Source organism: Rhizobium sp. BK456, from assembly GCF_014194045.1.
GTDB lineage: Bacteria > Pseudomonadota > Alphaproteobacteria > Rhizobiales > Rhizobiaceae > Rhizobium > Rhizobium redzepovicii.
The window spans coordinates 253,170-266,413 of record NZ_JACIAO010000007.1; the positions used below are offsets into that span (position 1 = coordinate 253,170).

Consider the following 13,244-nt stretch of genomic DNA (forward strand, 5'->3'; position numbering starts at 1 on the left):
CCGATCGATAGGGCAGCAGATCCTCGGCACGAGGCCGAGGAATGACGTTGAGTAAGAGCGCAGTCCGTCACCAAACCGGTTGCAAGCTCAGATCTTATAGATCCGCTTGCGCGTGCCCTCGAGGCGCGTGAGGATCGCCTTGCGCCGGTCGGGCTTGGCCATGAACTCCTGGAAGCCGACGAGGCCGGCCTGGGCCATGTCGGGGTCGCTGTCTCGGTCGTAATATTGCGAGGTGCCCTGCACCGTCTTCATCGTCTCCACAGCGATATTGACGAGCGGATCCTTGCTCTGAGGCAGGTCGTTGCGCGGTGGCACGTTGCCGCCGGGCTCCAGATAGGCCGCCAGGTTCTCCGGTCTGTAGAAATAGGCGAGGAAGTCGCGGGCGCCCTGCTTATTCTTAGCCTTGGCGGGAATATGGATCGAATTGACCGAGAACTCCTCGAAATGGCCGACCTTGGCGTCGAGCACCGGGAAGGTCGCGTAGCCGAGCTGCGGCAGATCCTCGGCGGTGAAGGCCGAGCGCAGGAAGGCGCCGAGGTTCATCATGCCCGCCTTCTTCTGCGCCAGAAGGGCTGCCGCCTCCTGCCAGCCGAACGAGGTATGGTTCGGGGTGAAGAAACCCTTCGCAATCATCGCTTCCCACTGGTCGAAGACAGCGGTTAGCGACGGATCAAGATAGCTCATTTCGCCATTCATCAGCGCCATGTGCTTGTCGAGACCGTTGATGCGCAGGTTCATCTGGTCGAACCAGCCGGCCGCCGGCCACAATTCCTTGGTGCCGATCGCAACTGGGGTGATGCCGGCCGCCTTGCACTTGTCGCCATAGGCCATGAAGTCCTCGGCCGTTTTCGGCACGGTCAATCCATGCTCTTCGAACACGTCCTTGCGGTAGAACATGCCCCAGAGCGTGCCGCCGGTGGGAAGGCCGTACTGCTTGCCGTCTTCGGTGACGGCGCCGGCCGTCGCCCCCAACACATCCTTGTACTTTTCCTTCTCGAAGAGATCGGAAATATCGTCGAACAGGCCGCGCTTGACGAAGGCGCGCATGCGGTTGCCGGAAAACCAGGAGCAGACATCCGGCGCGCCGGCGACGAGATAGTTGCGGATCGCCGTCTTGTGGGCCTCGTGATCCATATTGTTGATGACGACATTGACGCCGGCTTCCTTGCTGAAGCCCGCGGCGATCGCCTTCAGCGCGCCGAGCGCTTCGCCATTGTTTTCGGCGGAGATCATCGTGACCTCCTGCGCCTGGGCGATCGCCGGGATCGGGAAGCCGCCGGTGACAGCCGCGGCGGACACCACGCCCGCGCCCTTCAGGAAGTGTCTGCGGGTGGTTGACGGAAATTGCTTCAAAAATGTCATTGAATTCCTCCCAGTTGATCGATCGACATCTCCCGACCGCCGCCTCCTCCATGAAACGGTCCGACCAGGCTTCAACACCGCGATCCACCCGCAATTCCAGCGATAATCCGCTTGGCTGAGTTGATCGGCGGGCGAACTTATGCATAGATCTTTTCGGCCCGCAATAATTAATTTACAAAATTAAGGAATGCATCGTGAAGTTAAAAGGCGACCAGACCACGGCGAGAGCCATGAACCGACGCCTCATTCTCAACCTTCTCCGGCGCGAAGGGCCGAGGAGCCGCGCCGACATCGCCGCCGTCATCGGCTTGAGCCCGGCCGCCGTCACCTTCGTCGTCACCGACCTGCTGGAGGAAGGCATCGTCCTCGAAGGCAAGACCGTGCCCGGCCTCACCGGCCGCCGGCCGATCCCGGTCGATATCAACTACGAACACGCGCTTGCCGTCGGCTTCAAGCTGATGGTGGATTCGGTCGAGTGCGTGGCGACGGACCTCGCCACCAACCCGGTCGCCGCCATGCGGGTCAGCCTTGCCGGCCATGACCCCGATAAAGTCGCCGACCTGCTGGCGGCGACCGTCCCGGAACTGGTCAAGCTCGCCGGCCGGCCCGACGCCAGGCTTGCCGGCATCGGCATTTCCATGCCCGGCGTCATCAACCACGAGCAGACGGCCTGCGTGCGCAGCTACCGCTTCGGCTGGAACAACGTTCCGCTGGCCGCGCTGGTCGCGGCCCGCGTTCACGTGCCGGTCTGGCTGGAGGACGACACCAACGCCTATGCCATCGCCCAGCAGCTCTTCGGGCTTGGCCGCCAGCACCGCAACATGGCGGTGCTCGCCGTCGGCGTCGGCATCAGCTGCGCACTCGTCATTGACGGCAAGCTCTATCGCGGCGCCAATGGTGCCGCCGGCAAGTTCGGCCACACGCTCTTCGAGGAAGGCGGCCGGCTCTGCGAATGCGGCAAACGCGGCTGTCTGATGGCCTATCACTCGGAACTGTCGATGCTGCGCCGCTGGCGGGAAGCAACCGGCCGCGGCGAGGAACTGGGCTTGCCCCAACTCTGCGAGGCACTGTTATCAGGCGACGCCACCGCCCTCGCCCTCGTCGCCGATTCCGGCCGCGGCATCGGCACCGCCCTTGCCAATCTCGTCAACATCACCGACCCCGAAGTCATCGTCGCCGGCGGCGAAGCCGTCTCCCTCGGCGATCCCTTCCTGACACCACTGCGCGAAGCCCTCGCCGCCCGAACCTTCCGCACCGCCCCGCCGCTTTTGCCCGACTGGGAAGACAATTCCTGGGCCCGGGGTGCTGCCGCCCTGGTCACCCAGAAGATCTTCGACTTCGAATCGTCGGGCGGGGTGACGGATATTGCGACTCTGGGGAATGTCAGAGGCTCGACGTCGGCGGCTTGAGACGCGCGAGATAGGCCGGATTTGCCGGATAACTCATTCCGTGCAAGGCGAGCTTGCACGGCACGACAGAGGATACATCCAACCCGAGCAGCCACCGCGGCCTAGATACACTCGCTTACAAAAAGGCAGAATTCCCGACACATCTCAGGTTCAATCATCGGCTGAAATGCGATTGCGGCCGATGAGCCGGAAATGTCAATTCAGGAAGGATGACACGATGAAAACGATCCAGGCTATGGCCCTCGCCCTTGTTCTCGGCGCTGCCACGACAGCGCATGCGGACCAGCCGCTGCAGCGCACCGATCTCGTCCGGAGCGATATCGACGTGCCCGGCCATGAGGCCGTTCAGGTACGCGTCGATTTCGCCCCCGGCGTTCTCGCCCCCAATCATTCTCACCCCGGCGAAGAGATCGCCTTCGTTGTCGACGGCACGCTGGAATACCGGCTCGAAGGCCGGGAGCCAGTGACGCTCAAGGCCGGCCAGTCCCTGTTCATTCCCTCCGGCGTGGTGCACTCGGCCAAGAACGTCGGCAGCGGCAAGGCGTCGGAGCTGGCGACCTATATCGTGCACAAGGGAGAGCCGCTGGTCGTGCCTGCCAAGTGAGCCTGCGTCAGGAATGCGGCGGGCGCCGGAAGCGCTCGCCGCCCGGACTCTTGGCCCGCCCCTGCGTTTGAGTGAGGCTATTGCTGCGGCTGCGCCGGCGGCGGGGTGCCGATCTTTTCCAGAACCTTCTTGGCCAGCGCCGGATCGCTCTGGGCGGCCGTCAGGATCGAGGAATATTCCTCGACGGAGATATCTTTGGAGGCTTCGACGGTATCGACCATCTGTTTCTTGGCTTCTGCCTGCAGCTTTTGCTTGCCGGCCTCGTCCTTCGTCGCGCCGATCTTGGCCGAATATTCCTGCCTGACTTTGTCGACCTGCAGATAGGCAACGGCAAAGGCCTCGAGCTTCTGATCGCTGACGGCCGCGGGCGCCGCCGTACCGCCGCTCTGGCCCTGCATCGGCGCCTGGCCCTGTGCCGGCGGCTGGGCTTGCGCCTGGGCCATCTCCGCAGCGGATGCCGGGCTGAAAGCAAGCAGGCTGAAGACAGCCGCGGTCATCATTGCCAGGGATGTGTAACGAGTGATCATATTCGTTCCTTTTCACGTGCATGATTTGATTGGCAGCAAGCCGCCTCGGTCGATCGCCAGCCGCTGAATGGCCGACGAGGTCGCGAACATGGAGCCCCTAAGAGGGCACGGTGCGGCGGTAACGGGGCCATTTGCTGACGATTGAACGGCGGCTTTGTGACGCCGACTGGCCCCGCCGCGCCGATGCCGATGGCGTACGCATCGCCTGAAGGTGGCATTCTCGCCGCAGTAAGAGGCGGAGTTGTGCAGGCTCTGCGGCAATCGTATGGTCCTGCACTACGCCAAACGGAGGAGCCCAAATGCCCATCGCCGCTTTACCTGAGCCGCCCTATTACATGGTCAGTTTTTCCTCTCAGCGAACCAAAGTCGACGATGGTTATGGCGAGATGGGGTATGCGATGACGGAACTTGCAAAACTGCAACCCGGATATCTCGGCTTCGAAAGCGCCCGCGGCGCAGACGGTTTTGGCATACTCATCTCCTATTGGAAGGACGAGGACAGCATTCGAGCCTGGAAATCAGTCGTCGACCATATCGAGGCGCAAAATCGTGGACGCTCAGATTGGTACAGCCGCTATGAGATTCGCGTTGGGCTCGTCGAGCGAGCCTATGGCTTCAACATTGAAGAGGCGTGAGGAGGCTTGGTGAAAAAGCGCGGCGACGGACCCGTCCGTCAATGGATCCTTTCCTACCGAGCAAACCTCTTTGCGCCGGCGACGCATAGAATAACGGCAACCGTCACAGCCAGCATGCTCCACGTCACAGACTCGTGCAGCAGCGTGGCGGCGAGCGTCAGGCCGAAGAACGGCTGCAGCAGCTGCAACTGGCCGACGGCGGCGATGCCGCCCTGCGACAGGCCGCGATACCAGAAGATGAAGCCGATCAGCATGGAGAACAGCGAGACATAGGCAAGGCCGATCAGCGCCGGCGTTTCTATCGCCGCGAAACTCACCGGCCGGTAGAGGAACGCCACGGCGGCCATCACCGGCAGCGACAGAACCAGCGCCCAGGAAATCACCTGCCAGCCGCCGAGGGTGCGCGAAAGCCGGCCGCCTTCGGCATAACCGAGGCCGCAGACGAGGATTGCCGCCAGCATCAAAAGGTCACCGATCGGTGATGCCGTCAGGCCCTGCATCAATGCGAAGCCCGCCACCAGCGCACTGCCGAGAACGGAGAACAGCCAGAAGGCCGGCTTCGGCCGCTCGCCGCCGCGGATCACGCCAAAGATTGCCGTCGCGAGCGGCAGCAGGCCGATGAAGACGATGGAATGGGCTGATGTGACGTGCTGCAGCGCCAGCGCCGTCAGCAGGGGGAAACCGACCACGACACCGAGCGCGACGACGGCAAGAGAGAGAATGTCGCGCCCGCTTGGCCGCTTCTCCCGGAAAGCGATCAGCAGGCCGAGGGCGAGAATGCCGGCGATCGCCGCGCGCGCAACGGTGAGGAAGACCGGATCGAACTGCATCACCGCCACGCGGGTCGCCGGCAGCGATCCGCTGAAGATCACCACTCCGATGAAACCATTGATCCATCCCGATGCCATGCGGTCCATGATGCGTCGCACTCCTTCTTTGCTGGTCCCCTTATCGGCCAAGATGGATGGTCAGGACAGTGACGGTCTGATACGATTTCGCGAAACTGTTATGGTTCAGAAAGCAGTACGGATGAACGAAGGACGCACACGGGTGGAGATGGTCGTCTCAACGATCAGGCAGCGCATTGCCGGCCGCAGCCTGACGCCCGGCGCAAGATTGCCTTCCGTCCGAGGTCTGGCCGCGACATTGAAGCTGTCAACTTCGACTGTGGTGGATGCCTATGAGCGTCTCGTCGCCGAAGGGGCGATCCTGGCGCGGCCGGGCTCGGGATTCTACGTCGCCAACCAGGCAGCCCCCTTTGCGCTCGCCGAGACCGGGCCGAAGCTCGACCGCGCCGTCGATCCGTTCTGGATATCCCGGCAATCGCTGGAGGCAGATGAAACCGACCTGAAGCCCGGCTGCGGCTGGCTGCCGCCCGCCTGGCTGCCGGCGGAAGGCATGCGCCGCGGGCTGAGGACCCTTGCCCGCGCCGACGGGCCGGCGCTTGCCGAGTACGGCTCGCCACTCGGCCTGCCGCCGCTGCGCCAGATGATTTCGCGGCGTATGGGCGAACGCGGCATCGAAGCCTCCCCCGACCAGATCATGCTCGCCGATTCCGGCACGCAGGCAATCGATCTGCTCTGCCGCTTCCTGCTGGAACCCGGCGACACAGTGCTGGTCGACGACCCCTGCTATTTCAATTTTCATGCGCTGCTGCGCGCCCATCGGGCAAAGATCGTTGGTGTGCCCTACACGCCGTCCGGTCCCGATATCGATCTGTTTGCCCACGTCGTCGCCGAACACCGGCCGCGGCTCTACATCACCAACTCCGCCATCCATAATCCGACGGGCGCAACGCTTTCCCCGGTGACGGCCCACCGGCTTCTGAAACTCGCCGACCAGTTCGACCTCACCATCATCGAGGACGATATCTTCACTGATTTCGAATATTCGCCGGCGCCTCGCCTTGCCGCCTTCGACGGGCTCGATCGGGTCATTCACATCGGCAGCTTTTCGAAGACTTTGTCGGCCTCGGCCCGCTGCGGCTTCGTCGCCGCCAAACCGGAATGGATCGACGGCCTGACCGATCTCAAGATCGCCACCTCCTTCGGCGGCGGCCGGCTGACGGCCGAACTGGTGCTGAACGTCTTGAGCGACGGCAGCTATCGCAAACATACGGAAATGCTGAGACAACGGCTCTCCCAAGCGATGAGCGAGGTCTCTGCCAAGCTGAAGGCTTTGGGGATAACACCGTGGCTGGAGCCCCAGGCCGGCATGTTCCTTTGGTGCCGCCTGCCCGACGGCATCGATGCGGCTGATGTGGCACGCGCCGCCTTGGAAAAGAAGATCGTGCTGGCCCCCGGCAACGCCTTCAGCCTGTCGCAATCGGCGACGAATTTCATGCGGTTCAATGTGTCGCAGATGCTCAATGCGCGCGTGTTCGAGGTGCTGGGGGAGGTGTTGGGGAGGCAGGGGACGTCAGGCCGGGATTGAGCCGAGACGCTGCGGGCAACGGCTTGCGGCATCCGCGGTCACCTTGCACCAACCTCTCCTCCGTCATTCCTGCGCTTGTCACACGGCGCAGACGCGCCGTGGCTTGGATTCCTGTGACAAGCACAGGAGTGACGGAGGAGAGGTTAGGCGCTAGTCGATGCCGGTCCAGGGCCGCGCGGCACGCCCTTCATCGTCGCCCAAACCATACCTCAAAACGACCGATTGACCGCCTTGTCGTTCTCCAGCCGCGTCACGCAGCCTTCGAGCTTGGCGAGCAGCAAGTCGAAGTCGAGCGGCTTCGTCAGGTAGTCCGCCGCCCCGGCGCGAAGGCCCGCAAGCGTGTTTTCGCGGTCGGTCAGCGCTGTCAGCAGGATGAAGGGGATGTTGGAGAGCTCGGGGTGGTTGATCTGAATTTCGGCGAGAAGCTGGTGCCCGTCCATGACCGGCATGGAAATATCGCTGATGACGATGTCGGGCCATTTCGACAGGATCATTTCGAGCCCTTCGGCGCCGTTTGAGGCCTCGAGCGTCCTGTAGCCGGCTTCGGTCAACTCCTCGACGAGGAGGTTCCGGATCTCGACTTCATCTTCTATGCACAGGACTGTAACCATAAGCTTTTCCCTAAGCTGCGACGTGTTGATCCGACAATAGAGACCCTATTGGCAGACGAATGATAAATGTTGTGCCCTTGCCGAGCTTGCTCGTCACCTCGACGGTGCCGCCATGCAGTTCGACGACCTGCTTGACAACGTTGAGCCCGATGCCGGTTCCGGCAATGCCCGTCGCGCTGCGGGCGCGGTAATAGGGCTGAAACAGCTTCGGCAGATCATCCGCATCCATGCCGATGCCGCTGTCGGCAACGGCGATCTCCAGCGTCTTTTCATCAACCCGGGCGCGAACATAGATATCAGGTGCATTGGGCGAATATTTGACGGCGTTCGAAATCAGGTTGGTGAAGACCTGCTCCATCGCGCTGCGGTCGAACGTCAAACCCTCGGGTATCGGCTCGAGATCGAGATGGAACAGATGCGAGCGGCTGAGGTGGCGCTGTCTGTCGCAGCAGGTGACGAGCAAGGCTTTCAGATCGCCCTCGCTCCGCTTCAATGTAATCTGTCCGGTTTCGAGCCGGCCACTGGCGAGGATACTCTCCATCAGATCGACCATGCGCACCACCGCGCTGCGGATCACGCCGGCTTTTTCGTGGACGTAATCGCCGCTGACATTGGTGGTCGAGCGGCAGAGCCGCTGAGCCGCGGCGTCGATGATTGCGAGCGGCGTGCGAAACTCGTGCGACGCCATGGCGACGAACTGGCGCTGGAGCGCATTCACCTGGCGTTCGTGCACCAGCAGCCGGTCCAGCTCCTCCCTCTGCCGTTCGATCTCGGCCGTTCGATCGGCCACCATTTCTTCCAGATGGTTGCGGTGGTGGGTGAGCTCAGCCTGGCTGTCCAGCAGGGTCAGCGAGGTCCGATGCAGACCGCGTCCGAGCCAGAAGACGACAGCGATCAGCAGCGCCAGGCAGCCAAGCCCAGCCGGCGCGATCTGTTGAAAGAGCATGAATCCGGGCAGGATCGGTGGCCAGACGAGATAACCGATCGTGCCGCCGTCATGGGACAAGACCGGCACCTGGGCCCGTTCGTCATTGCTTTTCGGCGCGAAATGCAAGCCTTCGAGGCGCGCATAATGGGCGATGCTTTCAGCGGCTTTTCCATCGATGAACTTGACCGAGACGGCGATGAACTCCTGGCCCGCCTCGATCTGCATTCTGGCCGAGCTCGGCAGAATGGGCCGCGCGCTTGCGATCGCCGGCCGATTGCCGATCATGATCGTGCGAACCGTCGCCAGCTGACCAAGCGGTTTGGCGCCGGGCTTTGCCGCCTGCTCGACGAGAACCGCGCGCATCTCTCCGGCAAGCGCGGTCATTTCTCGGCCGTCGTCGCTGCCAAACCGCGGCGGCATGGCATCCGCGCCGTCGCGGAATGCAAACATCAGGCGATTGGTATCGTCGAAGATATAGGTCCGGTCATGCCCGAAATACTGGCTGGTCCACCGGCCGATATTGTCGAGCAGCCATTCATGGTTCCGCTGCTTGGCATAAAGGAAGGCGTCATCCCATTTGGCAACGCTTTCCTGTTCCCGGGGAAGCGCCGCGATCTGCTCCTCCAGTCCCTGCCGGACAAAGTCGGCCTGCCGGCGCAGCGAGAGATCATCGACCTTTATGGCGGCGAGCCACGCAAATCCGCACAGCAACACAGCCGCCGCACTGGTGAGTGTCACCAAGACGAATGTAATGTGGGATGTTAGCCTGACCTTCAATATCTGCAACCTTTTGACGGCGCCCGCTGCCGAGAAATTGACACGCAAAGGTTGACGTACCGTGAATTATGCGCTCCCCTGCACCCCGACTGTCTCCGAAGGCATTCGCGACATTCGAAGGAGAAGCGCATGGACGCCGCCGCGTCGGAAACGTCAGACATCAGGATCGAACCGATTGCTGCCGCGCACATCGACAGCTTTCATCGCGCGCTCGACGTCGTCGCGCGGGAGAAAAAATACCTGTCAATGCTTGAGGCGACGCCGCTTTCGGAAACGCGCGCCTTCGTGATGGGCATGATTGCAAAAGGCAATCCGCAGTTCGTGGCTATCGCGCAAGACGAGGTCGTCGGCTGGTGCGACATCGACCGGCATTTCTTCCCGTCGCACGCCCATCGCGGCAAGCTCGGAATGGGGATTCTTCCCGCCTATCGCAGCCAGGGTCTCGGACGAAAGCTCATCGAGACCACGTTGAGAGCCGCCCAGGAGGCCGGCTTTCTCCGGGTCGAACTCGATGTTTACCAGGACAATCGCCGGGCGATCGCCCTCTATGAAAAAATGGGGTTCGTGCGCGAGGGCATAATCCGGCGCGCCGCGCGTATCGACGGCCGGTTCATCGATGCGATCGGCATGGCGCTCTTGTTCGATGAGGATGGGCCGGCATAAATCGGAGTATCGTCAGCGTTTTTGGACAATAGCGCGGCAATCGATTGGATCGGCGCAGCGCTCAGAAACCCATCCTTAGGGGCCAGCGAAAAGGCTTCTGGTCGAGTGAATCGCGAACCTGGCGGCAGGCACGAACACTTTCGTCGTTCTAACGATCGGGCTTTATAGATGTGCGCAAATCGGCTAAAGGGATTTCGAACAAGCCGTGGGCACTGTTTAGGACGCCCAGCTCGCCGTCAGGGTTCTTTCGCCCGGCCTGCTCCTATCGGGCGAAAGCCTCGAACGGATTATCGTGGGTCAGGCGCATCAGCGTCCCGTCGTCCACGCCTCGCCGTCTTAGCTCGGGCAGCAGGACCGTGGAAAGATGGGTGTAGGGCTTGGGTGTCCCGCCCATCGGCAGCGCCGGATCGTACCAGCCCCGGTCATGGCTCAACAACAGGCGGTCGCCGCAACCAGCCTCCAGCGCCCTGATCACCAGCTCGGCCACTTCGTCGTCCCCGGCCCGGCCGACATGGTCATACTCGATCCACGCACCTCGCTCGGCAACGGCAAGATTATAGGCGAAGTCTTTTTCTTCCTGCGTGTGAATCGAGATGAACCTATCGGCCCGATAGCCTTCCGCCTCGATGACATCGAGCTGATCCATGACGACCCGTCCCCTGATCGTATGACTGCCGATGACGGCGTCCGTCTGGGCAGCGGCGCGCGCCGCTGCCCGCAGGATTTTCGTCTCGAGCGCCGTCATGCCGTCATCACCGGCGCTGAGCTTGATCCAGCCGGCCTGGAACCCGATCTCGTCGATCTGCTCCGTCAGCTCGCGCAGCATCCACGCCTCCAGCTCCTGCTCGGACGCATGGCGGACCCATTCGGGAATCCAGGGTTCACGGTAATTGCCGGTGGGAACGACGATCGGAAAATCCGTCGCAATTGACACGGCAAGATCGATATCCGCACGGCGTCCAACGCCGCCCGTTGAGCATTCGACCAGTGCCGTCACCCCGAGCTTCTTGATGCGCTCGATTTCAGGCGCCATCAGCCCAACAACGTCTTCGGTTTCTGCGTCGGCATAACCGGGCTGGTCGGGTGTCCTGAGGTCGACGAAGACGTGCTCGTGCGGCAGGATCATCCCAAGTTCGGATTTGCTCTTGGGCCCGAGCGTCGTGCGCAGAAATTTCAAAGTCTTCCCCCGGTCACGCCAGCTTTGCGTCCAGGCCGATACCGAAGCCTCGACACTGCCGCCAAACTAGATCGTCAGGTCAGGAAATCAATCGCTCACCCGATCGAAATTCTGACAACTAGACCTGGATGCCGACGATTTTGGAGCCGATTTCTAGGCGCGCTAACTATCGCTTGGGGAGAGTTATGCCGCATCGGCCGCATCTATTTCCCTTTCGGCCGGCTGATGGCGCGGATCTTGCCGCTGCCGCCGCCTCCACAGAAGAAGCAGTCGCCGCCGTCGGATTCGAGGCCGGAGACGCCGGCGCCTTCGGGCATGTCCAGCCGCTCGAGCACCTCTCCGGTTTCCGGATTGATGCGCCTGACGTCGCTGTCGTCGCCCTCCCAGGTGCCGTGCCAGAGCTGGCCGTCGACCCAGGTCACGCCGGTGACGACGCGGTTGGATTCGATGGTGCGGAGGATTTTGCCGGTTTCCGGATCGATCTGATGGATCCTGCGGCCGCGATGCTGGCCGACCCAGAGCGTGCCCTCGGCCCAAGCGAGGCCGGAATCGCCGCCATTGCCGGGTGCCGGGATGGTGGAAAGGATATGGCCGGTCTTCGGGTCGATCTTGTGAATGACGTCCTCGGCGATCTGGTAGAGAAACTCTCCGTCGAAAGCCGTCCCCGCATGCGACGCGACCTCGATGGAGCGCACCACCTCGCCGCTTGCGGGATCGAGCGCGTTCAGTCTGTCGCCCGAGGCAAACCAGACGTGCTGGCCGTCGAACGTGACGCCGTTGACGCGCTCAGCGCCGGGAAAAGGCCCATATTCACGCAGGATATTCGCAGCTGATTTTTTCATCTCTTCCTTCCCTGTTACTCCGATCATCCTAATCGCTCGGCAGCGGCCCGGGGAGTAACAAGATCGTCGGGAAACCAGGCAGCGGCGGGCTCATCCAGCGCCGTGCCCGCCCGCGCCCCAGCGATTGCACCTTGCCTTCGCCGGCGAGAGAATCCAGCGCCCGCTGCACCGTGCGGGGGCTCGCCGCAAGCGCAATCGCCAGCGCCGAACTCGACCACGCCTCCCCGTCGGCCAGAAAAGCGAGCACCGCTCCATGCGCCCCTTCGACGATTGGCGCCAGCACGGCAATCTCCGGGGCGCCGCGCGGCGAAAGCGCAAAGCCGCGCTTTGTCGCCGCAACCTCCGCCAGTCCCCGCAGTTCAGCGCGCAGCCGGCCGATCTCGACCCGCAGCCGGGCGCGATGCGATTCATCGGCATGTTTGCCACGGAAGGCGCGGGCAATCAGCGTACCCCTTGCCACATCCCCCGGCCAGGCTTCGGCGAGCGTGCGGGCAAGTGCAAACAGCACCGGCCGCGTCGCGAGCGGGACGGCGGCTCCCGCGGTCCACACCACATGGCGGCAGGCATCGACGACGAGCGTGCCGGAGGAAAGCAGCGCTTCTACCTCGGCGAGCAACAGCGGACGTTCTTGACCGTGCGAGATCAGCCGCGCCGCCGGGGTGTCGAGCACCAGCGCGGCGGTTTCGACCTCCGCCGTCAAAGCGGGGATCGCGGCAGCCCGCGCCGAAAGCCTTGCCCGGTCGAGAGCGGCGCGCGCTGCCTGCGTCTGCAGGCGCCGAACGGCGATGCCCGCCGCCACCAGTTCGTGGGCAGTCCGCAGCGCCGGCGGCAGCGGCGCCGGATCGAGTGCTGCGAGCGCGCGCTCGGCCTCATCGAGGCGGCCGATCAGCACCAGCCTGCGAATGGCCACATTGCCCGCATGGGCGGCATTGACCCTGTCGTCATGCGCTTCCAGCACCCTGCGCGCCGATTCCAACACCTTCGGCGGCCAGATGAGATCGCGTGAGACCAGCGCGATCTCGGCTTCGGCGACCACGCATCGCGCCCGCGCCACCGCCTCCCGCGGTCCGAAGGCGCGCGCCGCACTCTTCAACAGCGCCTTGGCGCGGACGAGATCACCAAGCTGGGCCATTGCAATGCCGCGCAGCGCCAGCGCCGGCGCGTCGTCGCGCAGCGCCACCCGCTTCAGCGCGCCAAGCGCATCGCCCGATGCCAGCGCCCTTGCGGCCGCTGTGATCAACGAGTCCATTCAAATCCCGTCACACTTGTCACTCCC

At 63.1% G+C, this 13,244-nt stretch carries 13 protein-coding genes; 5 read left to right on the forward strand and 8 right to left on the reverse strand.

Features of this window, described 5'->3' with window-relative positions; all coding sequences use genetic code 11:
* Positions 1 to 87: 87 nt before the first annotated feature.
* Entirely contained in the window at positions 88 to 1,362 is a 1,275-nt protein-coding gene (locus tag FHX03_RS20970) for an ABC transporter substrate-binding protein (RefSeq protein ID WP_183855273.1), read from the reverse strand.
* A 194-nt stretch (positions 1,363 to 1,556) separates the two neighbouring features.
* Here FHX03_RS20970 and FHX03_RS20975 point away from each other — a divergent pair, with 194 nt between their 5' ends.
* Both FHX03_RS20975 and FHX03_RS20980 read left to right on the forward strand, forming a co-directional pair.
* Positions 1,557 to 2,771: an ROK family protein gene (locus FHX03_RS20975; protein ID WP_097626016.1), complete on the forward strand. Its 1,215-nt coding sequence runs from the start codon at positions 1,557 to 1,559 to the stop codon at positions 2,769 to 2,771.
* Between the two features lie 217 nt (positions 2,772 to 2,988).
* On the forward strand, positions 2,989 to 3,375 hold the full coding sequence (locus FHX03_RS20980) for a cupin domain-containing protein (protein WP_183855275.1): 387 nt from the start codon (positions 2,989 to 2,991) through the stop codon (positions 3,373 to 3,375).
* 77 nt (positions 3,376 to 3,452) lie between these two features.
* On the opposite strand, the gene FHX03_RS20985 is transcribed toward FHX03_RS20980, so the two are convergent.
* On the reverse strand, positions 3,453 to 3,902 hold the full coding sequence (locus FHX03_RS20985; protein ID WP_003593648.1) for a DUF4168 domain-containing protein: 450 nt from the start codon (positions 3,900 to 3,902) through the stop codon (positions 3,453 to 3,455).
* Between the two features lie 299 nt (positions 3,903 to 4,201).
* On the opposite strand from FHX03_RS20985, the gene FHX03_RS20990 reads away from it, so the two are divergent.
* A complete protein-coding gene (locus tag FHX03_RS20990) occupies positions 4,202 to 4,537 on the forward strand; it encodes an antibiotic biosynthesis monooxygenase family protein (RefSeq protein WP_183855277.1) in 336 nt (111 codons plus the stop codon).
* A 53-nt stretch (positions 4,538 to 4,590) separates the two neighbouring features.
* On the opposite strand, the gene FHX03_RS20995 is transcribed toward FHX03_RS20990, so the two are convergent.
* Positions 4,591 to 5,454, reverse strand: coding sequence for a DMT family transporter (locus FHX03_RS20995; protein ID WP_183855279.1), 864 nt, complete (start codon positions 5,452 to 5,454; stop codon positions 4,591 to 4,593).
* A 91-nt stretch (positions 5,455 to 5,545) separates the two neighbouring features.
* On the opposite strand from FHX03_RS20995, the gene FHX03_RS21000 reads away from it, so the two are divergent.
* Positions 5,546 to 6,970, forward strand: coding sequence for a PLP-dependent aminotransferase family protein (locus FHX03_RS21000; RefSeq protein WP_183855281.1), 1,425 nt, complete (start codon positions 5,546 to 5,548; stop codon positions 6,968 to 6,970).
* Positions 6,971 to 7,179: 209 nt separating this feature from the next.
* On the opposite strand, the gene FHX03_RS21005 is transcribed toward FHX03_RS21000, so the two are convergent.
* Both FHX03_RS21005 and FHX03_RS21010 read right to left on the reverse strand, forming a co-directional pair.
* A complete protein-coding gene (locus tag FHX03_RS21005; protein WP_003593640.1) occupies positions 7,180 to 7,581 on the reverse strand; it encodes a response regulator in 402 nt (133 codons plus the stop codon).
* 10 nt (positions 7,582 to 7,591) lie between these two features.
* Positions 7,592 to 9,334, reverse strand: coding sequence for a sensor histidine kinase (locus tag FHX03_RS21010; protein ID WP_183855283.1), 1,743 nt, complete (start codon positions 9,332 to 9,334; stop codon positions 7,592 to 7,594).
* An 81-nt stretch (positions 9,335 to 9,415) separates the two neighbouring features.
* Here FHX03_RS21010 and FHX03_RS21015 point away from each other — a divergent pair, with 81 nt between their 5' ends.
* Entirely contained in the window at positions 9,416 to 9,949 is a 534-nt protein-coding gene (locus FHX03_RS21015; RefSeq protein WP_097626021.1) for a GNAT family N-acetyltransferase, read from the forward strand.
* Positions 9,950 to 10,211: 262 nt separating this feature from the next.
* Here FHX03_RS21015 and FHX03_RS21020 read toward each other — a convergent pair whose 3' ends face one another.
* The 3 genes from FHX03_RS21020 to FHX03_RS21030 form a co-directional block, all read right to left on the reverse strand.
* A complete protein-coding gene (locus tag FHX03_RS21020) occupies positions 10,212 to 11,126 on the reverse strand; it encodes a phosphotriesterase (protein ID WP_183855285.1) in 915 nt (304 codons plus the stop codon).
* Positions 11,127 to 11,329: 203 nt separating this feature from the next.
* Complete coding sequence (locus FHX03_RS21025) at positions 11,330 to 11,968, reverse strand: PQQ-binding-like beta-propeller repeat protein (protein ID WP_097626023.1); 639 nt, start codon at positions 11,966 to 11,968, stop codon at positions 11,330 to 11,332.
* A gap of 28 nt (positions 11,969 to 11,996) precedes the next feature.
* Positions 11,997 to 13,217 (reverse strand): helix-turn-helix domain-containing protein, encoded by a 1,221-nt coding sequence (locus FHX03_RS21030; RefSeq protein WP_097626024.1) that lies wholly within the window; start codon positions 13,215 to 13,217, stop codon positions 11,997 to 11,999.
* Between the last annotated feature and the right edge of the window lie 27 nt (positions 13,218 to 13,244).

Coding starts and splice junctions, on each gene's coding strand:
- FHX03_RS20985 (WP_003593648.1), bottom strand. CDS start 3,902: ATGATCACTCGTTACACATCCCTGGCAATGATGACCGCGGCTGTCTTC.
- FHX03_RS20995 (WP_183855279.1), bottom strand. CDS start 5,454: ATGGACCGCATGGCATCGGGATGGATCAATGGTTTCATCGGAGTGGTG.
- FHX03_RS21030 (WP_097626024.1), bottom strand. CDS start 13,217: ATGGACTCGTTGATCACAGCGGCCGCAAGGGCGCTGGCATCGGGCGAT.
- FHX03_RS21000 (WP_183855281.1), top strand. CDS start 5,546: ATGGTTCAGAAAGCAGTACGGATGAACGAAGGACGCACACGGGTGGAG.
- FHX03_RS21005 (WP_003593640.1), bottom strand. CDS start 7,581: ATGGTTACAGTCCTGTGCATAGAAGATGAAGTCGAGATCCGGAACCTC.
- FHX03_RS20970 (WP_183855273.1), bottom strand. CDS start 1,362: ATGACATTTTTGAAGCAATTTCCGTCAACCACCCGCAGACACTTCCTG.
- FHX03_RS21025 (WP_097626023.1), bottom strand. CDS start 11,968: ATGAAAAAATCAGCTGCGAATATCCTGCGTGAATATGGGCCTTTTCCC.
- FHX03_RS21015 (WP_097626021.1), top strand. CDS start 9,416: ATGGACGCCGCCGCGTCGGAAACGTCAGACATCAGGATCGAACCGATT.
- FHX03_RS20980 (WP_183855275.1), top strand. CDS start 2,989: ATGAAAACGATCCAGGCTATGGCCCTCGCCCTTGTTCTCGGCGCTGCC.
- FHX03_RS20990 (WP_183855277.1), top strand. CDS start 4,202: ATGCCCATCGCCGCTTTACCTGAGCCGCCCTATTACATGGTCAGTTTT.